Origin of the sequence: Streptomyces hokutonensis (assembly GCF_000376565.1) — a bacterium.
Taxonomy (GTDB): Bacteria; Actinomycetota; Actinomycetes; order Streptomycetales; family Streptomycetaceae; genus Streptomyces; species Streptomyces hokutonensis.
Genome location: NZ_BARG01000093.1, coordinates 17,014 through 35,329, shown reverse-complemented (window position 1 = coordinate 35,329; position 18,316 = coordinate 17,014). Strand labels below are relative to the sequence as shown.

The 18,316-nt window shown below is 69.3% G+C and carries 24 protein-coding genes; 16 read left to right on the top strand and 8 right to left on the bottom strand.

Going from position 1 to position 18,316, the window contains the following annotated elements; translation table 11 throughout:
- The 3 genes from SSP08S_RS46705 to SSP08S_RS46695 all read left to right on the top strand — a co-directional run bounded on the left by SSP08S_RS46705 (window position 1) and on the right by SSP08S_RS46695 (window position 2,532).
- On the top strand, window positions 1-195 hold the full coding sequence (locus SSP08S_RS46705; RefSeq protein ID WP_019074557.1) for a ferredoxin: 195 nt from the start codon (window positions 1-3) through the stop codon (window positions 193-195).
- Window positions 192-1,331 carry an NAD(P)/FAD-dependent oxidoreductase gene (locus tag SSP08S_RS46700; RefSeq protein ID WP_019074556.1) on the top strand — a complete coding sequence of 380 codons (1,140 nt, stop codon included), beginning with the start codon at window positions 192-194 and terminating at the stop codon, window positions 1,329-1,331. The genes SSP08S_RS46705 and SSP08S_RS46700 overlap by 4 nt, the downstream gene beginning before the upstream one ends.
- Before the next feature lie 106 nt (window positions 1,332-1,437).
- The gene (locus tag SSP08S_RS46695) at window positions 1,438-2,532 is read left to right on the top strand and encodes a cytochrome P450 (RefSeq protein WP_245608096.1); all 1,095 of its coding nucleotides are present in this window, start codon (window positions 1,438-1,440) and stop codon (window positions 2,530-2,532) included.
- A 109-nt stretch (window positions 2,533-2,641) separates the two neighbouring features.
- On the opposite strand, the gene SSP08S_RS46690 is transcribed toward SSP08S_RS46695, so the two are convergent.
- Both SSP08S_RS46690 and SSP08S_RS46685 read right to left on the bottom strand, forming a co-directional pair.
- Entirely contained in the window at window positions 2,642-3,220 is a 579-nt protein-coding gene (locus SSP08S_RS46690; RefSeq protein ID WP_158697310.1) for a hypothetical protein, read from the bottom strand.
- 101 nt (window positions 3,221-3,321) lie between these two features.
- On the bottom strand, window positions 3,322-4,470 hold the full coding sequence (locus tag SSP08S_RS46685) for an ABC transporter substrate-binding protein (RefSeq protein ID WP_019074553.1): 1,149 nt from the start codon (window positions 4,468-4,470) through the stop codon (window positions 3,322-3,324).
- 135 nt (window positions 4,471-4,605) lie between these two features.
- Here SSP08S_RS46685 and SSP08S_RS46680 point away from each other — a divergent pair, with 135 nt between their 5' ends.
- Entirely contained in the window at window positions 4,606-5,100 is a 495-nt protein-coding gene (locus SSP08S_RS46680; protein ID WP_019074552.1) for a MarR family winged helix-turn-helix transcriptional regulator, read from the top strand.
- A 646-nt stretch (window positions 5,101-5,746) separates the two neighbouring features.
- Here the strand turns inward: SSP08S_RS46680 and SSP08S_RS62205 are convergent.
- Both SSP08S_RS62205 and SSP08S_RS46670 read right to left on the bottom strand, forming a co-directional pair.
- The gene (locus SSP08S_RS62205) at window positions 5,747-6,001 is read right to left on the bottom strand and encodes a hypothetical protein (RefSeq protein WP_158697309.1); all 255 of its coding nucleotides are present in this window, start codon (window positions 5,999-6,001) and stop codon (window positions 5,747-5,749) included.
- 102 nt (window positions 6,002-6,103) lie between these two features.
- Window positions 6,104-6,784: a hypothetical protein gene (locus SSP08S_RS46670; protein WP_019074550.1), complete on the bottom strand. Its 681-nt coding sequence runs from the start codon at window positions 6,782-6,784 to the stop codon at window positions 6,104-6,106.
- 126 nt (window positions 6,785-6,910) lie between these two features.
- On the opposite strand from SSP08S_RS46670, the gene SSP08S_RS46665 reads away from it, so the two are divergent.
- From SSP08S_RS46665 to SSP08S_RS62200, 4 genes are all read left to right on the top strand, one after another.
- Window positions 6,911-7,345: an Hsp20/alpha crystallin family protein gene (locus SSP08S_RS46665; RefSeq protein WP_019074549.1), complete on the top strand. Its 435-nt coding sequence runs from the start codon at window positions 6,911-6,913 to the stop codon at window positions 7,343-7,345.
- 95 nt (window positions 7,346-7,440) lie between these two features.
- Window positions 7,441-7,836, top strand: a complete 396-nt coding sequence (locus SSP08S_RS46660) for a DUF2267 domain-containing protein (protein WP_019074548.1) — start codon at window positions 7,441-7,443, stop codon at window positions 7,834-7,836.
- A 163-nt stretch (window positions 7,837-7,999) separates the two neighbouring features.
- A complete protein-coding gene (locus tag SSP08S_RS46655) occupies window positions 8,000-8,395 on the top strand; it encodes a DUF2267 domain-containing protein (RefSeq protein ID WP_019074547.1) in 396 nt (131 codons plus the stop codon).
- A 357-nt stretch (window positions 8,396-8,752) separates the two neighbouring features.
- Window positions 8,753-8,935 (top strand): hypothetical protein, encoded by a 183-nt coding sequence (locus SSP08S_RS62200; RefSeq protein WP_158697308.1) that lies wholly within the window; start codon window positions 8,753-8,755, stop codon window positions 8,933-8,935.
- Between the two features lie 415 nt (window positions 8,936-9,350).
- Here the strand turns inward: SSP08S_RS62200 and SSP08S_RS46645 are convergent, their stop codons facing one another.
- Window positions 9,351-9,791: a hypothetical protein gene (locus SSP08S_RS46645; RefSeq protein ID WP_019074545.1), complete on the bottom strand. Its 441-nt coding sequence runs from the start codon at window positions 9,789-9,791 to the stop codon at window positions 9,351-9,353.
- A gap of 362 nt (window positions 9,792-10,153) precedes the next feature.
- On the opposite strand from SSP08S_RS46645, the gene SSP08S_RS46640 reads away from it, so the two are divergent.
- Window positions 10,154-11,278, top strand: coding sequence for a carboxylate-amine ligase (locus tag SSP08S_RS46640; RefSeq protein ID WP_043260306.1), 1,125 nt, complete (start codon window positions 10,154-10,156; stop codon window positions 11,276-11,278).
- Between the two features lie 653 nt (window positions 11,279-11,931).
- Here SSP08S_RS46640 and SSP08S_RS46630 read toward each other — a convergent pair.
- A complete protein-coding gene (locus SSP08S_RS46630) occupies window positions 11,932-12,180 on the bottom strand; it encodes a WhiB family transcriptional regulator (protein ID WP_019074543.1) in 249 nt (82 codons plus the stop codon).
- A 337-nt stretch (window positions 12,181-12,517) separates the two neighbouring features.
- Window positions 12,518-12,811, bottom strand: coding sequence for an ANTAR domain-containing protein (locus SSP08S_RS60220; RefSeq protein ID WP_078532780.1), 294 nt, complete (start codon window positions 12,809-12,811; stop codon window positions 12,518-12,520).
- Between the two features lie 654 nt (window positions 12,812-13,465).
- Here SSP08S_RS60220 and SSP08S_RS46620 point away from each other — a divergent pair.
- The 3 genes from SSP08S_RS46620 to SSP08S_RS46610 all read left to right on the top strand — a co-directional run bounded on the left by SSP08S_RS46620 (window position 13,466) and on the right by SSP08S_RS46610 (window position 14,914).
- The gene (locus SSP08S_RS46620) at window positions 13,466-13,729 is read left to right on the top strand and encodes a DUF5133 domain-containing protein (RefSeq protein WP_078532779.1); all 264 of its coding nucleotides are present in this window, start codon (window positions 13,466-13,468) and stop codon (window positions 13,727-13,729) included.
- On the top strand, window positions 13,726-14,148 hold the full coding sequence (locus tag SSP08S_RS46615) for an SsgA family sporulation/cell division regulator (protein WP_019074540.1): 423 nt from the start codon (window positions 13,726-13,728) through the stop codon (window positions 14,146-14,148). Before SSP08S_RS46620 ends, SSP08S_RS46615 begins: the two co-directional genes overlap by 4 nt.
- 109 nt (window positions 14,149-14,257) lie before the next feature.
- Window positions 14,258-14,914 carry an HhH-GDP family DNA glycosylase gene (locus SSP08S_RS46610; protein WP_019074539.1) on the top strand — a complete coding sequence of 219 codons (657 nt, stop codon included), beginning with the start codon at window positions 14,258-14,260 and terminating at the stop codon, window positions 14,912-14,914.
- Window positions 14,915-14,967: 53 nt separating this feature from the next.
- Here SSP08S_RS46610 and SSP08S_RS57360 read toward each other — a convergent pair whose 3' ends face one another.
- Window positions 14,968-15,330, bottom strand: coding sequence for an STAS domain-containing protein (locus SSP08S_RS57360; RefSeq protein WP_019074538.1), 363 nt, complete (start codon window positions 15,328-15,330; stop codon window positions 14,968-14,970).
- Window positions 15,331-15,808: 478 nt separating this feature from the next.
- On the opposite strand from SSP08S_RS57360, the gene SSP08S_RS46600 reads away from it, so the two are divergent.
- The 4 genes from SSP08S_RS46600 (at window position 15,809) to SSP08S_RS46585 (ending at window position 18,032) form a co-directional block, all read left to right on the top strand.
- Window positions 15,809-16,135 carry a hypothetical protein gene (locus SSP08S_RS46600; protein ID WP_019074537.1) on the top strand — a complete coding sequence of 109 codons (327 nt, stop codon included), beginning with the start codon at window positions 15,809-15,811 and terminating at the stop codon, window positions 16,133-16,135.
- 115 nt (window positions 16,136-16,250) lie between these two features.
- Window positions 16,251-16,670, top strand: a complete 420-nt coding sequence (locus tag SSP08S_RS46595; RefSeq protein WP_019074536.1) for an SMI1/KNR4 family protein — start codon at window positions 16,251-16,253, stop codon at window positions 16,668-16,670.
- 367 nt (window positions 16,671-17,037) lie between these two features.
- On the top strand, window positions 17,038-17,622 hold the full coding sequence (locus SSP08S_RS46590; RefSeq protein ID WP_019074535.1) for a dihydrofolate reductase family protein: 585 nt from the start codon (window positions 17,038-17,040) through the stop codon (window positions 17,620-17,622).
- Window positions 17,619-18,032: a VOC family protein gene (locus SSP08S_RS46585; RefSeq protein ID WP_019074534.1), complete on the top strand. Its 414-nt coding sequence runs from the start codon at window positions 17,619-17,621 to the stop codon at window positions 18,030-18,032. The genes SSP08S_RS46590 and SSP08S_RS46585 overlap by 4 nt, the downstream gene beginning before the upstream one ends.
- The last annotated feature ends 284 nt before the right edge of the window (window positions 18,033-18,316 follow it).

Sequence of the window (18,316 nt, the reverse complement as noted above, 5' to 3'; positions counted from 1 at the left end):
ATGAACAGGATCGTGGTGGACTTCGACCGTTGCGAGGGGCACGGGCTGTGTGAGCAGACCGCACCCGAGGTGTTCCGGCTCGACGACGAGGGCGAGCTGCACCTGGCCCACGAGGAAGTGGCCCCGAAGGACGAGAGGGCCGTCGCCGCCGCCGTGCGGGTGTGCCCCGTCGCCGCGCTGAAGGTCCGGCCGTGAGGCGGATCGTTGTCGTCGGCGGGTCCATCGCCGCGCTGACGGCGGCGGAGAGCCTACGGGCCGGGGGCTTCGACGGACAGGTGACCGTCCTGTCCGAAGAATCTCACCAGCCCTACTCCCGCGTCCCGTTGTCCAAGGGCGTCCTCGCCGGCCGGGAACCCGCGAAATCCGCCCTGCTCCCCACGCCGAGCGAGGACATCGAGTTCCGTACCGGGGCGCGGGCCGTACGGCTGGACGTCCGCGGCCGTACGGTGACGCTGGCCGACGACACCGAGGTGCCGTACGACGGGCTGGTCGTCGCCACCGGAGCAAGGGCACGCCGCCTGACCGGCGGCGCCGACCTGGTGGTGCGCACCCTGGACGACGCCGAGGCCCTCGCCGCCCGGCTGGCCACCGCCCGCAGCGCGATCGTGCTGGGCGGCGGTTTCCTCGGCATGGAGGTCGCCACGACCTGCCGTGCGCTCGGCCTGGAAGTCTCGGTGGTCGACCTCGTCCAGCCGCTGCTCAGGGTGCTCGGACCGTGGTTGGCCGACCTCGCCGTCGAAGCCGCGCGGGACCACGGCATCCGTGTCCGTGTCGCGCCGAACGGCATCACAGTGGTGGGCGAACACCACGTGCGCTGTGGCGAGTCGGTCCTGGAGGCCGACGTGATCGTCTGCGCGGTGGGCGACGTACCGAACACCGAATGGCTGAGGGACTCCGGCCTGCCCCTGGACGCCGACGGCGGTCTGATCGCCGACGCGTGTTGCCGCGTCGCTCCCGGCGTGGTCGCCGCCGGGGACGTCGTATCGCGGGAAGGGCGCCGAACTCCGCACTGGACCAACGCTGTTGAGCAGGGCCGGGCAGCCGCGGGTGCCCTGCTGCAGGGTGCGTCAGCGCGGCCGTACCGACCGGACCCGTACTTCTGGACCGAGCAGTGCGGACTCGACATCAAGATCAGCGGCGAACTGCCGCTCACCGGGACCCCCGACATCCTCGCCGGATCGGTCAACGACCGCAGTGCGCTGCTGAGGTGGCGCCATGACGGAGGTACGGCCACCGCCGTCGCCGTCAACCACCGCCTCCCCGTCATCAGACTCAAGCGGCTCGGCGCCGGAGTCCCTGCCCCTGCCACCGTTGCCCCAGCCCGTACGTAAGGACGTCACCATGGCTCAGCCGCACCCTGCCCCCTACGATCCAATCGATCCCGCCCACCATGCCGATCCCGCCGACCGGCTCGCCGAAGCCCGTGATCGCTGCCCAGTGTCCCAGCCTCGCCCCGGTGTGTACTTCCTCGCCCGCCACGAGGAAGTACAGGACGTGCTCACCGACCACGGGACGTACTCGTCCGTCGACAACTTCGCCCTGGAAGGCGGCACCAGGACGGCTGACCTCCCCGTAGTCCCGATCACCATGGCGGACCCGCCCTATCACACAGCGCTACGCGGGCGTCTCAGGCGCTGGTTCGCTCCGGCCCGGCTCCGTGCGCAGGAACCGCGCGTCCGCGAGATCGTGGCCGGTGTCCTGGATGCGTGGCAGCCCGGCCAGAAGGCCGAGATCCACACCGACCTGGCCCGGCAGATCCCGACCCGGGTGGTGTACGCCTTCCTCGGTCTGCCGGAGCAGGACTGGGAGCGGCTGCACCTGTGGGCCGACGCGATCGACGACGTCCTCCCCGAACTCCGCACCGACATGCCGGAGTTCCTGGCCCTGACCGGCTACCTCGGACAGCAGTTCGCCACTCGCGCCGCCGCCCCGCCCACCGGGGCCGATGTCCTGGACGGGCTCGCGCACCCCGCCGACGGCGAGGCACCGCTCACTCCTGTCGAGGCCGTCATCCACGCCTTCCAGCTGATCCTGGCCGCCACGGACACCACCGCCGGCCTGATCACCAACCTGCTCCACGAACTGCTCGTCGACCGCACCCGCTGGGAACGCCTCCTCGCCGACCGCTCGCTCGTCCCCGCGGCGATCGAGGAGTCACTGCGTCACGACGCGCCCCTGCAGTACGTGTTGCGCACGGTCACGGAGGAACGGGAGATCTCCGGCTGTCCCGTCAAGCCCGGCGACCGCCTCGCCGTCAGTCTCCAGTCCGCCAACTGGGACGAACGGGCCTGGGGTGCCGACGCCGCGGACTACTCCCTCGACCGGCCCGTCGGACAGGCCACCGTCATGACCTTCGGCTACGGCATCCACACCTGCCTCGGCGCACCGCTGGCCCGGCTGGAGGCCCGCGTCGTCCTGGAGCAGTTGCTGGACCGCTTCCCCGAACTGCGGCTCGCTCCCGGCTACCACCGCGAGCCGCCTCCTGACCTGGTCATGATCCGGCGCCCGGCCCGGCTCGACGTCGTGCTCTGAGGTGCGGCGGCTGGGTGTTCCTCTCGGCCGGCCGGGCCCAGTTTCGAGTACGACTCGGCTGCGCCGGCATCAGCCGGCGCAGCCGAGAGCGAATCACTCCGAGCGCGTGCTAGATCGCCGCGAACCGGAGTTCTTCGACGACCTCGCCGCCCTCACGGCGGGTGAAGGTGGCCGATCGCTTGCCCAGTTCGTCGCCGCGGATGACAGCGCTCCAGCCGGGACGGACGTCGGCTGCGACCTGAAGCAGTTCGCTGTCGGGGCTGGTGATCGTGACGAAGGGCTTCTCGTCCTCGTACGGGTCGGGCTCCCCCTTCGTCAGTTCTCGCATGAAGAGGTACTCCTCGACGATCTGCCCCTCATGGTGGCGGGCGAAGGTGCAGAGGCGGAAGTCGCCGGGGACGTAGTGACCGACGACCGCCGTCCACTCGCCCTCCGCGACCTGCGGATAGTGCTGGAGGATCCGGGCCTCGGGATTGTCGACCAGGATGCCCTTCATGGCGTCGATGTGCTCGTCGACGTCGGCGGTCGCCACACCGCCCATCTCCACGTAGACGGCCGGTGCGTGGTAGTAGGCCTGCATGTCGAACTTGCGGTTGTTCCAGGCGACGAAGTCGACCATGTGGAAGTGGATGCAGTTGTCCTTCTCCAGCTGGTAAGTGCCGTCAGCCTGGGCATTCAACGATTCCATGTCCTTCTCCGGTTCCATGAGGTCCAGGTCGAGTCGGGCCGACCTGGCCGAGCCTTGGCCCGAGGCGGGGGTGCGGCTTCGTAGTCGAAGCCGAGAGCTCGTCAGCCCTGGGTGCCGTCGCGGTTGATCGGGTACAGGCCGAGCACGCCGTTCGGGTCGGAGGGGTCGACGCCCTTGACGTCGCCGACGTAGAGGGTGATCAGCGCCTTGTAGCGGGCAAGGGCGGTCCGGTTGCCCATGAACCTGCCGAGGGCGAGCGGGTTGGTGTTCTTGTAGTCGAAGATGCCCTTGCGGCCGGCGGGCACGGGGACATCGGTGCGGGCGCTCCAGGTGCCGATGGAGTTGGTCTGGGCGTCCTTGGACAGCAGCCAGCTCAGGTAGAGCTCGGCGGCGGCCTTGTGCGGGGCCTTCTTGAGGATCGCGGCGGTCTGCGGCCAGGTGACCCAGGGGCTGGTCTTGGGGATGCTGGTGGTGGAGAGGCCGGAGTAGCTGCCGGCGCTGCCGAAGTTCGCGACGTAGCCGTCGGTGCCGACCGTGTCGGCGGCGGCCTGGGTGCCGCGGACGAACTTCGGGTGCTGGGCCAGAAGCTTCTTCAGGTAGCCGAGGCCGTACTTGTCGGTGAGCTGCTTGAAGTAGAAGAGGACGGCGTCGTCGTCGTTGGGGTAGGTGAAGACGAGCTTGTTCTTGAACTCGGGCTTGAGGAAGTCCTTCGCCTCGACGGGGGCGTCGCTGCCGAGCGTGGTGGCGGTGACGTTGGCGAAGCCGAAGAACATGACGCCGGTGTAGTAGCCGTCCTTGTCCTTGATCTGGCTGTAGACCTTGTCCCAGCCGACCGGCTTGTACTTCGCGAGCGCGCCTTCCTTCTTCCAGTACGGGAAGTCGTCGAGGGTCTGCAGCTGGGCGACGTCCGCGACGACTCTGCCGGTGGCGATCTGGTTGTCGATACGGGCGTCGTGGTACTTGCTGAGGTCCGTGACCATGTTGAACTTGATCTTCGGGAACTTCTTGAGGAAGGCGTCGCGGAGGTAGTCGGCCTGGTAGGGCGTGTCGCCGCCGGCGTAGACGGTCAGGGTCCCGCCGTCGGCCAGGGCCTGCTTGTACAGCTTCTGCAGTTGCGCCTGCTCGTTCACGGGTCCGGCGTGCACGCCGTCGGCACTGCCGGAGGGGGAATCGGCGAGAGCGGCGGTGGCGCCGCCCGCCAGCACGCTGAGGGTGAGGGCTCCGATGAGGGTCCTGCGCAGGGGGTTCATGACAGCTCCTGAAAATCGAGAAGTGCTTAAACTTTTCAGCACTTCGACAGGAGCGACGCTAGGGCGTGGCGCTTAAACTTTCAAGCGTTCACCGGAGACTTTCTTAAAAGTTGAAGCAATGCTAGGGTCCCGCGCATGGAGAAGACCCGCTGGCTGAACGCCGAACAGCAGCACGCCTGGCGCGCCTACTGCAACGCCAGCGCCCTGCTCGAAGACACCATCGACCAGCAGCTGAGAAGCACGGCGGGCATCATCCACCTGTACTACACAGTGATGGTGCGCCTCTCCGATGCCCCCGACCGACGCCTGCGGATGACAGACCTGGCCGAGCAGCTCACGATCTCCCGCGGCCGGCTCACCCATGCGGTCCGCCGGCTGGAGGAGGACGGCTGGGTCCGTCGCGAGAACTGTTCCACCGACAGGCGTACCCAGTTCGCCGTTCTGACGGACGAGGGCATGGCCGCCCTGGCACGGATCGCGCCCGGACACGTCACCACCGTCCGCGCCGCGATCTTCGACCACCTCAGCAGCGAGCAGACCCGCGCCTTCACCGAGATCTGCGAGACCATCCTCGCCGCCCTCACCGATCCCAACGGCCCCGCCACCACCGGACTGCCCTGGCGTCGCTGACACGCGGCGAACCTGACGGGCGCCTGGACAACCGCCGCCGGGGCGAGGAATGCGGCCTCAGCTTGTCTGATGTCCTTGATGACACGGCAGGCCGGTCTTGGCGGCCTGGCGAAAGACGTCCCCGCAGGTGAGGGTCGGCGCTGAAGAGCGTTCGGTGAGGACGACGCGCGCATGGCGCACCTCCGTACGCAGCCGGGTCAACTGGAGGCCGTACTTTCCGCCCCGGTTCCTGCACCGCCCGCACCTCTCCCCTTACGGTCTCCTCCGCGCGGTCCGCCGCGCTGGCGCATCTGGCCTGCCATGCCGGAGTCGATGTGCTGCCGGTGTAGATGTATCTGTCCAGCTGTCAGTGCCGGGCACAGGGATGGTTCGGCGCATCCGCGTCACCTCGGATGCGCCGGGCCCGTACGTCTCGCCCCCACCCGCGACCGCAGCGGCCGCACCTCGCGCCTCGCCGACGCCTGCACAGCCTGCGCTGGAGCGACCAGCCACACCGCCGTGGTGCCGGACACCCTGCTCGGCACCATCCGGCCGCACCCCTCCCCCGGACCTCCGTCCCCTGCCCGCGTCGGGCCCCACCCGGAAACCGACGATCAGGTACGCGTACGGGAGATGCTCACCTACCTCGGCGCCGCGCTGCCCCGCTTCACCTCCCCCCGCCACCCGGCTGTTGAGACGGCAGTGCGCCCTGCGCGCCGACGCCCGCGGCCATGTCCGGCTGCCGGTCGGACTGCTGCGCGGCATGCGACTGCGCGAGCACCGGGACCTGTGGCAGGAACTCGCCCACACCGGCCGGCAGGAACCGCCGAATGCCAGGTCGACTCCCGTGCAACTGTGGCTGCTCGATGCCGCGATCCTGGACCAGGCGCCCGGCCGCCGCGCCCGCCGTCGCGCCGCCCATTGGGCACTGCACCCCGCTCCGCTGGCTGTGCCGGCGGAACCGCCCCTCGGAATCCGTGCGGCACATCCGCCGTGCGTGTTCCGCGCCGATCCGGGTCGAGGGTCAGGCGCGGTTGCGGCGCTGGTTGCCGCTGCGCCGACGGAGTCGGTCGGTGTGGCGGGTGAGGTCTTCGACCTGCGCGGCGAGGTCGGGGTGAGCGGACGCCAAATACGGTCGCGTGTCCGTGAGGGGGGCGACGAGAGCAGCCGGATCGTTGTCGGCAAGTGCGGCGGTGAGGTCCGCGAGCGGGGTGCGGGCGGCGGCGGGAAGATCGGGAAGTGCGGTGATCTGGCCGGCGAGCTGGCGCAGGGTCGCGGCGTTGGCGCGGGCCCAGGCAGTGACGGTGCGGTCGGCGGCACGGCGGTCTCGGGTGGCCGTCACCCGCTGCTCACCCGTGGACCCCGGCGTCCCGGGGCGGACACGCAGGTAGCGGCGTTCGGCGGCCTGGCGGCTGGAGACGCCCAGAGGGTGGGCGAGGTCGGCCCAGCTGGCACCCGCCTCCCGTGCGGCCTCGATCAGACCCGGCTCCCATTCGGCGAGTTGCTCGCGCGCTTCGCGCAGCACCAGCAGCGCGGCGAGCACCTGCTCAGAAGTGCCCCGCTCCGGCCCGAGGGCAGTGCCGTCCGGTACGGCCCGGGCGGCGTGCAAGGCCTCCTGGATCGTGTCCAGCGCCGCGGCGGCGGCGAGGAAGGATGCCGGCGTGAGCCCGCGGGCGCGGGGGGTGGCCTCATCGTCCCTGGTCATCGAGCCTCCAGCATCATTGTCGTCATATCGGTGACTTCAAACTTGTCATCGCATGGATGACATGTTACAACGATGGCAGGTAAACGCATTGGCAGTGACCGACCCGAACGCTGGAGGTGTTTGACGATGTTGATGCGTACCGACCCTTTCCGCGACCTTGACCGGCTCACCCAACAGCTCCTCAACACCACCGGGACCTGGTCGCGGCCGTCCGCGATGCCGATGGACGCCTATCGCGAGGGCGAGGAGTATGTGATCTGCTTCGACCTGCCCGGCGTGGCCAAGGACGCGATCGACATCGACGTCGAGCGGAACATGCTGACCGTCAAGGCCGAGCGGCGGCCCGTCACCAAGGCGGACGAGGTGCAGATGGAGCTCTCCGAGCGGCCGCTGGGTGTCTTCTCCCGCCAGCTTGTACTCGCCGACACCTTGGACACCGAGCACATCAACGCGGACTACGACGCGGGCGTGCTGACTCTGCGGATCCCGATCGCCGAGCGCGCAAAGCCCCGCAAGATCGCCATCGGCGACGGGTCCGCGCACAAGGAGATCAGCGGCTGAGTCCCCGTCCAGCCGCAGCGGAGGACGGGGAGCCGACCTCCCCCGCGGTCCACCCCGTCCTCCGCCCCAGCCTCCGCACAGGCACGGGAGCAGTGATGGTGATGCGATGGGAGGCGTTCCTCGACCAGGTCAAGGAACGCGGCGCGTACGAGAACGCCGAAGAAGCCGAGCGGGCCACGCGCACAGTGCTGGCGCTGCTCGGCGCCCACCTGGTGGGCGAGGTGCGGGCGGACCTGGCCGCCCGGCTGCCGGAGGATCTGGCACTCGTCCTGCTCAATCCGCTCCAGGCACGCGAACCGCTGTCCCCCGAACGGTTCGTACGGGCCACCGCGGCCTGGATCGAGGGAGCCACCGAACAGACCGCCGCCTGGGACGTGAGCGCCGTGCTCAGCGTGGCCGCCGAAGCCGCAGGCGAGGAACTCACCGGCCACATGCTTCTCCAGCTCCCGGTGGGCTACGACCTGCTGTTCGGCCACCCCCAGCCCGTCTGACCCCGACCAGTCCCCAGACGGCCACACCCCTATTTCCTGACCCCCTTCGACACCAGTGGCGCGGTGCAAGTGCCTGCGGCCACCGGTTACACGACCAGCGCACACGAGAAAGGCCACGGCGATAGCGATGAATCAGCAGCAGCCCTTTCGATCCCATGCGGGCATGACGTTCGAGCACATGCTGGAACAGGTGCGCTACGAAGGCGCCTACGCCACCCGCGCCCAGGCCGAACGGGCCGTACGTGCCGTGCTGGCCGCCCTCGGCCAGCAAGTCACGGGCGAGGACCGGCGAGAGCTCGCGGCCCGACTCCCCCACGAGGCCGCTGTCACCTTCGCTTCCGAGATCCCGGCCACCCAGCCCCTCACCGGCTGGGCCTTCGTCAGAGAACTGGCAAGGCGCACCGGCGGCACCCCGGCCACCACCCGCTGGGACACCGGCACGGTCTTCCGCATCGTGGCCCGCCTCGCCGGCGAGGACCTCATCTCCCGCCTCCTCACCCAACTCCCCTCCGGCTACGCCCTGTTGTTCGGTCGCGCCGAACTCACCCAGGCGGCCTGACCCACGGCCATACGACATGGGTACAGGCACGGACGTCCTGCCCGTGACGCAGAGAGGCAGGTGCGGACAGAAGGCGGGTCATCAGCGTCAGGGCAGCCCAGGTGATCAAAGCTTCGTTTTCTCTGACCTGTGCTGTACGCACAGCGCAGCGTTCCGCTATGACACCTCGCTGCCGTCACGGGTGGACGAGACGGCCTTCCTCGTCGTCTCCGTCTGCGACAGCGTGCCGTCGGGCGGTACGACGCTCGACGCGGTCGGAAGCGGCTTCGGGACGGACACCGAAACACGCGTGCGGCACGAAGGTTCCGACCCGCCGACCCGCTGCCGACCGATCCCTTCGAAGACACCGCCTGGTCGGTGGCTCGTACGCTCGCTGCCTCGCCCGGCCACCTCGACGACACCTGGCACGAGCACGACCGCGCCACGCACGGCGAGTCCGCACTCCTCGGACTGCCCCCACTCGTCGGCTACGCCCGGCACTCGTCCTTCAACTGCGCCTGTGCAACGTCCCGTGCCCGGCCTGCACACGCAGCCGCCTGAACCCGCCGCACAACAGAGAGATCGCCCCTGGACAAGACCACCCCGTGAACGAGGTCCGCGCGACTGTGCCCGGCACGGCCCGGGGCAGCGGCGAACAACGCTTCGTCGGCGAGCGGTGAACTCGGCCTCAGGGAAGTGCCGAACGTCGTGACAGCCGCGCTCGACGAGCGAGGTTCTACAGCCCCACGGCCGTCGCCAAGAACTGCTGTGTCGACGGCGCCGACCAAGGAATCCTGCTCGCCACGCACCGCAGCGACCCGGGCGACAGTTCCGGCGATCCCCGTTTGATGCAACCACGGCCGTGGTTGCAACGACCAAGGCGTAGCCGCCCGCCGCCGAACGCCGCGGGCGGTTCTCCCTGGAGCGAGCTGCTGACACGGCCGACCCGCGAGACGAGCAGGTCGGACACTGTCGGTCAGGTGCAAAGGCCGTTGTCCGAGTTGTAGTAGATGTCGATCGAACCGCTCCAGGTCAGACACTGACCGTCGTCGGGGGCGTCCTTGTAGACCGGGCCCGCGTAGCTGGTGTACGAGCCGGAGTCCCTGGCCTCGCCGCTGCTGTAGGGCCAGGTGTCCAGCGTGACCTCCATGAACACGCGGGCGCCCGGGTTCGTGCGGACGGTTACCGCGCAGACCTTGCCGACGGCGCTGTTGAAGGTCACGAATGTGGTGGCCGGGATGGCGGACTGCGACGAGTGGATCGGCGTAGCCCTGATGACGTCGTATCCGGTACCGCAGGCGCCGTTGTACTGGGTAGGCGTGGCCGCCGAGGCCGGTGTGGTCGCGGCGAGCGTCCCGCCCAGGGCGAGGACGGCGAGCGCCGTGGCGGTGGCCGCCTTGCGACGGATCGAGTTCATGATGGTGTTCCCCCTGTTGTGATCCTGGGCAGTGTGCCGGGGACGGCTGGTCGTGGCCGTCCGCGCAGGATGAGACCCGCGTGGCCTCTGGAGCCTGCGCTGTTTCCATCCGCAGGCTGTCACCCGGCCGGCAGATGTCGCCATCTGTTCGAACCTCGTCGAACTAAGTGGTCGTCTCCGGAAGTCCTACGAGGGGTGATGTGAGCCAGATTGCGCGATTACGTATCAAGGCCGGATGCCTCAAAGCCGGCACCTCGGCGGGTACCTCGATCACGGACCTGACAACTCAGCAATCCGTACAACCACCGAATCCCGACCACAAAGGCATCTGTGACCAGGCCTATCGGGGGTAGTCGGTGACCATGACGACAGGTGTGACGCTCGGGGTGGAGGAAGAGTTCTTGCTGCTCGACCGACGGACCGCCCTGCCGGCGTCACGCGCCGGCAGGCTTCGGACGGCGGCGCGGCGAGAGCCGGGACTCAAACGGGAGGAAGTCGACACCGAACTTCTGCAGGCCATGGTGGAGGTAGCGACCCCGGTGTGCTCCGATCTCGACGAGGTCGCCCGGCACCTCGGTCGGTTCCGGCGCCTGGTGAGCGGGGCCGCACAGCGGGTGAACTGCCGACTGGCCTCGACCGGCGGCGCACCCCTGATGGGGGACGAAACGGTGCCGGTGACCGGAACGCCGCGGTACCGGGAGATGCGCGCAGCCGCCACGCAACTGGTGGACGAGCAACTGATCTGCGGCACGCACATTCACGTCGCCGTGCCCGACCGGCAGGCCGGCGCCGTCGCCCTCGGCCTGCTGCGCCCCTGGCTGCCGGTACTGGTGGCGCTGGGCGCCAACTCCCCGTTCTGGAACGGGCGCGACACCGGGTTCGCCAGCTGGCGCACCGTGGTCTTCGGTCGCTGGCCGGTCAGCGGTCCTCCCCCGTTCTTCTCCGGCGCCGCCCACTACGAGGAGCACGTGGCCGCCCTGCTGGGCACGGGCGTGATCGCCGACCGGCACCAGCTCTACTGGCACGCCCGGCTGTCCGACGAGTACCCGACGCTGGAAGTCCGGGCGCCCGACGTCCAACTGGACGTCGAGAGCGCCGTCACCCTCGCCGGGCTCGCCCGCGGACTGGTGGTGACCGCCCTGCACGAGGGCCGCCGGGGAGCCCGCCCCGTGAATCCGTCACCGAGCATCCTGCAAGCAGCGGGCTGGCACGCCGCTCGTCGCGGACTGAGCGCAGACCTGGTCGACCCACGCACCGACAGACCCTCACCCGCCGCCAACGTGGTCGGCGCGCTGCTGGGCCACATCACACCCGCGCTCAAGGAACTCGGTGACGTCGACCGGGTGGCAACGGGCGTGCAGCAACTGATCGACCAGGGCACAGGGGCCACCAGACAGCGGACCGTACTCGCCCGAAGCGGCACCAGAGGCCTGCTCGACCTGATAGCGCCCGAGCCCGCCGAACGAGACGGAACAGAACGCCCTTGAGGACCATGGCCGGTCGGGCTGAAAGAGCGTGTCGGGAGACGCTGAAGGAAGTACGACCGGCTCACCAGACGATTTGGGAGTTCTCGTGGCAAACCGAGGGGCCGAGGAACTCTCCTCACGGGACCGCCCGGCCCGCCCTCCCCGAGGACCGGCCGCGCGGGGCGAAACCCAAGGCTCCCATGAAGCATCGCAGTCCTTGGATGATCACCGCGTTCGTCATCGGTGTCATGGCGCTGATCTTCAACGGCATCGCCTTGTTCCCCTGACGGGAGGACGTGAGCCGCGCCATCTCGGCGGTGCCCAGGTGGTCACCTGCGGCCCGCGCCCGTCTGCTTGGCGCACATGCCCGTGATCAGCAGACGACGCGTCGACCGACAGCCGCCGCTTCCGGAAAGGCCGACGGCGGACTCGGCCCGGGAGTCGCCAAGAGGAGGCGCGAAGCAGGGTTGTGGCCACGGGGCGGAGCGCACTCCGTGGGCCGAGGTCAGATCCGGCCCGCGTCCCGAGGCGGACTTCACCGACGTGTGTTCGGCCACGGCCTGCCGACGGTAATCGTCTTTTCTTGCGGCGTCCCCTCCTGGCACACACAGGAAGGAGCCCGACCCGCCCCTGGAGCCCGAGATTCCGTACGACGGGGCGCCGGGCCCCCGCGTTCACCGGTGCGCGTGTACCAGGTCAGCCCCCCTGCGCAGTTCGGCGCGCTCCCGCTCGCTCGTTCCACCCCATACGCCGTGGACCTGACCGTTGTCGATCGCCCAGTCCAGGCACTGTCGAATCACGGGGCAGACGAGGCAGACACGCTTGGCGGCGAGTTCCTGTCGTAGCGCCGGTCCCGTGGCACTGAGGGGAAAGAACAGCTCCGGGTCCTCATGAACGCAGGCAGCCTGCTGGGCCCATTCCATGAATACCTCCTCAATGGCCTGTCACGCGGTCGACTCGTCCGTCCGGATCTCGACCCGAGTGCCCATGCCGGACGCCCGAAAACCGAGGGGCCCGACAGGAAGGTCAACTCGCCTGTGGAGGACGTTGTTTGGATGCCGAGCACGAGATGACCCGTGCTGCGCCTCAGCGGCGGTAGTGCCTTCGCGGCGCGTCCAGGGACATGAGGAGGACAGGAGCGGGAAGGGCCCCCTGAAGGTGAAGTCCCCCTGCGGAAAACGCCCGTTGCCGTTGAGCCGTCGCCGACTTCCGCCTCCGGCACCGTTGGCCGGATCTTGGGCAGCCCGGCCGCCGTCTCCATCAGTGCTGCTGGAGGTCCTCGGCGAACGGGGGTCCGGTGACGGCCCTGACGATCTCTTCAGCCACGTGGTGCGGTTTGATGTTCGTGTTCTGGGAGACCGTCACGAGAACATCCCAGGCGTACTTGGGGGTCAGCCCGAAGGACGCCATCGGTACTCCGCGGGCGAGATCGATCACGGGTCGAGTCCGCATGGCCCCTCGCACCTGAACGAGTTCGATGCGCGGATCCTGGTGCGCTCCTGCCAAAGGACACGGATTCCTTCCAGGGGTGGGGTGCGGGATCGAACGACGCATCCCACGGGTGCCGGGTGCTCAGGTGGTGCTTGTCCGCGACGGTGACCAGGGAACGCGTGCCGGTGTCCGAGAAAGAGTCGGTGCACTATCGCGCTCGCGGTCCGGACGGTGATGGACCTGCCCTCGTCGAGGGCCTGCCGACGCGCGCGGCAACGCGTTTGCGCCGGCGCGGTCACAGAGGTCGACGCCCCGCTCAGATCGAGCTCGATTCCCCGTACCGATCGGCAAAGGGTCTGGCGCCGAGCGTCCTGCAGGGCTTGCTCGGTGTCACACTGCACCGAAGACGGCTAAGCGGACGCTTACCACGACTCTGGTCGGTACGCCGCGCGCCCCTCTCGAACAGGCCACCTCGATACGGCGAGGAGGCGCACTCCCGCCGGAACAGCCATGTCCAACCTCTGCTGGGGCCGGTGGAAACCACCATGCAGGGCGAGTGGTCACCCGCGCATGAGCTCATGGACTTGAGCCGCGATCAGCCCGTTTCGGGTCGTACGGACGGGGCACATGGGAGCGCAGTCACGTGCTCCCGCCGGCAGGCATACTCCCTTCCCTCCTCCAGCCCCCTCCAGGAGTGTCATCGTGCCGTCCCTCGCTCATCACGACTCCGACCCGTCGAGCCCCAGTGCCTCGCCTCGAAGGTGGAGGTCCCCCGTGATGGTCCCGGACCCATCTGTGCTGCAACAGACCGTCGACCGATATCTCGCGCTCGCGGCCGCCGAGGACGCGGCCGCCGCCGTCAGCGTGCGGGACGCCGCCTACACCCTGTGCGTCCTCACCGGCACCCGCACTGTCGAGGAGGCCATGACGGCCGTGCGGGTGCTGTGCCCCGGATCCCGGACGCCCGGACCTTCGCGACCGCCAAGACTGGCCGTCCCGACGGTCGAGAGCGGTGCCGGGCAGACGGAGAGCATCTCGTGATCCAGCGCCCGCACGACCCGCAGCTGAGGGTCGACGCGACCGGATTCGTCGTCCTCGCGGACGACGAAGGCGCCATCATCCCCACGGAGCTCGTCTACCAGCCCGACGACTGCCTGGCCGTGCGCCTGGTGCTGCTGGGCCCCGACGGGCTCGAAGTCACCTGGACCTTCGCCTGGGAACTGCTCGCCCAGGGCCTGATGTCCCCGGCCGGTGAGGGAGACATCACCGTGCGACCCGCACAGGGGCCGATCGACGGCGTCGAGGTGAGCCTCGTCGCCCCGACCCTCGCACGGGTGTGGCTGCCCGAAGACGGGGTGGCGCAATTCGTCCGGAAAGTGCGCGGGAGGGTCTGCCTCGACGCCCGCGGTATCGCTCCGGCGCTCGACAGAGAACTCGCCACGATCACCGACGGAACGTAGCCGGCAGTGCCCTCCCCCTGCCGAGCCACAGGTGGGTACGCTCTTCCCCTTTCGCCCGGATCCATGGGGGTACGCGGAATACCGTACGCAGTCCACGGAGGTGAGACGGATGGCCACCACCACCCAACACGGCGTGATACGGGCGCTGTTGGAAACGCACGGCCGCACCTACGCCGTCGAGGCGGGCATTCCCCTCAAGGACACTCCTCGGCCGTTGTACCGGCTGCTGGTGCTCGCCTGCCTGCTCAGTGCTCGTATCCGGGCCGACATCGCGGTCGCCGCCGCGAAAGAGCTGACCGCCGCCGGCCTGCGCGATCCGCGCCGGATGGCCGACGCCACCTGGCAGCAGCGGGTCGACGCGCTCGGCCGCGGTGGCTATCGGCGCTACGACGAACGCACCGCCACCCAACTCGGCGACGGCGCGACACTGGCCACCGAACGTTATGGAGGCGACCTGCGGCAGCTGCGCGATCGGGCCGACGGCGACACGGCCGAGATACGGCGCCTGCTCCAGGAGTTCCCCGGGCTGGGACCGGCCGGCGCCGACATCTTCCTGCGCGAGGCACAGGCCGTCTGGCCCGGCACGGCGCCGTATCTCGACGCCAAAGCCCTCCAGGGCGCCCGAGCCCTGGATCTGCCTACCAGTGCCGATGCGCTGCTCCGCATGGCGGACGGCGCGGAGCCGGCCGTCCTGGCAGCCGCCCTGGTCCGCGTCGCCCTCGACAAAAAGGCCCCTCCGGCAATCCGCGAAGCCACCCGTACCTGAGACCGCTCCCGGTACCGAGGCGGGCAGCCGGTGGCTGCCGTGGCGGCCGGTCATCAGCCGGTCAGGGCCTGCGGAAGGCTCGGGTAGCAGTCGACGAGCATGTCGAGGCCGACGAGCTGGATGGTGCGCCGTACCGAGGGAACAGCTCCGGCCAGCCGTAGCCAGCCGTTCGCGCGGGCAAGGTCGTGGTGCACGGCGATGAGAATGTTGATGCCGCTGGAATCCATGAAGGAAACCTGTCGCAGGTCGACGACGATGCGGGGAGGAACACCGTCAGTTATGTCCAGTGCCTGCCTGAGGGGGCTGCCCGTCTGATGGTCGACCTCTCCGGCCACGGTCACGACGAAGATGCCGTCGACCGTGTCGGTGCGGACCGACAACCCTGCGGACCGCCCCGCTTGTTGGGTGTCCACCATCCGGCCTCATCCACATCTCTGCGTGTCGGTGTTCGCGATTCTCGTCCGGAGGAGTGCCCCCTTTCCCACGGTTGATTCCCCCGCACCACCGCAGCCGCCGACAGCTGACCAAGGCGGCGCGCGTGCCACCGACGGCGGGCACCCCGGGAATCACTGCCAGAGGGGCGTTCCGGGGTTCTCGGGGCGGATACGTCCGCGCTCTTTTCGGCGACACCGGTCGGCTCGACCTCCATGGCAACTGGTCGACGATCTCGGTGTCGAACTCACGCCGCACCCCGCCGATGCTGGTGATCCGCCCCCTCCCGCGGTGTCCGCAAACCCTCTCCGCCGCTCGGTCCGCCCTCGCTCGCGGCGCGCGGCGCGCGGCGGGACAGCGTGCACTGGAAGAGGCGGGAGTGAGTGTGGCTCGCCCCGTACGGAGCACCCGAGGAGTAGGGAAACACATCCCCACGTCGATTCCGAGGTGAGGAGAGCAGTGATGCCGGCAGGTTCCAGCCCCAAGCGGGAGCGGCAGTACGAGCACATCAAGGACAGCGCGGAGAAGCGGGGAGCCTCCGCCGGGCGCGCGAAGGAGATCGCCGCGCGGACGGTCAACAAGGAACGGGCCCGCTCCGGCGAAGCGAAGCAGCCGGGCAAGGTCTCCACCCAGGACAAGAAGTCCGCCTCGCAGCGCGGAGGCGAGCGCTCGCACCGAGGCCCGGTGAGCCCCACCAGGGACCAGCTCTACGAGGAGGCCCGGAAGCGCAACATCCACGGCCGCTCCTCCATGAACAAGCAGCAGCTGGCCAAGACCCTCGGCCACTGAACCGCTCCAGGTCTGATGGAGGCTCCGGACTGCCCCCGGCCCTGCTGTGCTGGTGGGCCCGGACGGACGGCCTCGACCGTGCGCCGCCCCCGAATCACCGCCCCCGGCAGGCCACTTGATCCCCGACTTCTACGACCCCTGCGGCGCGGCCGAGGCCGACGAACGCCGGACCATCCACCTCCAGGCGGCACGGGACATCGTGCCCCCGGCGCTCGCGGCAGCCTGGGAAGATCACACCCGTGCCCGCAGCGGCGATCCCGCAGGCACGTTGTACCCCACGGAAGCAGTCCCCGTATGGCTGCCGGAGTGGCTGCCCGTGGCCGTCGACGGCGGAGGCGGCGGCCTGTTCACCGACCTGCGGCCGGGGCAACTCCACGGCTGCGTCGTCCCCTTCACCCGTACCGGACACGACCGGGCGCCCCGCTGGCCGGGCATCACGGAGATGCTGACCGACGTGGCCGACCGCCTCCAGTCCCTCAACGCGAACGAAGCCGTGACCATGACGGTGGGGCACTGGACGCCACCGCGCGGCTGAGCGTTGTCCGACGCCATACAGACCAGACCTATCAGAAGTCATGGACCTCACGGACGTCACGGACGGGCGGCACCGCACCTGTCGTAATGCCAGGCCACGGCATGAAAAGCCGCCTTCGGTTCCCAGCTGGACCCGTCCCACCTGGTCGCCTTCGTGCGGGCCGGAGCCCGCTTCGAGCGCGGTCGGCTTGTCGAACGCTCCGAGGCTCGCGCGCCTGAATCACCGCAACTGATCGACTGCTCTTCATTTCCGCCTCGTCAGGCCGATGAATCTGCCTGCTGCCTGAAGTCTTCCACTGCGACATTCCCACCCCTGCGGGGCGGGACGCGGAGCATCCCCATGTGATGGAGGAAAGATGGAGGCCAGAATGAGCAGTCCGATTCGGCTGTACATGTCGATGTCTCTCGACGGCTACGTTGCCGGTCCGGACGATCGGCCGGGCCAGGAGCTCGGCCGCGCCGGTGGACGCCTTTTCAACTGGCTCGACGACCGGGAATCCGACGGTCCCAGCGGACAGGTCTATCGCGAGGCACTGGCCACCGGCGCGGTGATCTCCGGCCGTCGGACCTTCGAACTCGCCGGGCGGTGGCAGGGCGACCACCACGACGGTGTGCCGATCTTCGTCCTCACCCACCATGTGGACGACCGGGATGTGCCACCCGGCCACGCGCGATTCGTCACCGACGTCGAGGACTGCGCCCGTCAGGCTCGCGCCGCCGCCGGGGACCGGCCGGTCATGGTCCACGGGGCGGGCGCGGCCCAAGCGCTTCTCCGAGCCGGGCAGATGGACGAGATGGAGATCCACCTGGTGCAGGTCCTCCTCGGGGACGGCCGACGGCTCTTCGACCACCTCGGTGGTGATCACATCGAACTCGACCTCGTCCGGCGTCTCGAGGACCGAGACGTCACGCACCTCCGCTACCGGGTGCGCCGATCCGACGAGGCCGCATGAAGACGCTCTTCGTCAGCTACCGCGTCACCGAGCTGGACCGCTCGCTCGCCTTCTACACCGCCCTGGGCTACGTCGAGTTGGGCAAGGTCGAGATCGGCGACGGGGCTCGCCTCGTGATCCTCAGCTTCCCCGGCGAACCGGCGGCCTCGCTCGAACTGGTCCACCGTCCCGTTGCCGGACGCGTCGACGTGGGCAGCGGCTTCGACCACCTCGCGATCCAGGTGGACACCCTGGCCGCCACCCTGGAACGGCTGACCGACTCCGGCCTGGAGCCGGGACCTGTCCAGCACCCGGGCGGCCCCCACGGCCCGAAGACGTCATGGCTCACCGACCCGGACGGCTACCGGATCGAGTTGGTGGAGTGGCCGCCCGGACACCCCGACGGCATCACCACCGCGGACTTCTCCTGAGCGGTCCGGTGAACGGAGCAACGAAGTTTCGCCTCGGGGCGGGCGCGGCGCAACGCGGGGCGGCATCCCCATTCCATCCGCAGGTCTTGACAAGACTCGGCGAGCCCGGACAGCAGCACTGCGGCCAGAACTGTTCAGGGGGCCGTGGCGACCACCGCTGGCCGCGACCGCGTCCAACTCGTCGTCCACGCCTAGCGCAGCGGCCTCACTGGGTAGTCCGCCCAGCCCACGACCGCCCCGAACGGCCAAGATGAGAACTTCCCGCTTGGGGTCAGGTAGTCGAC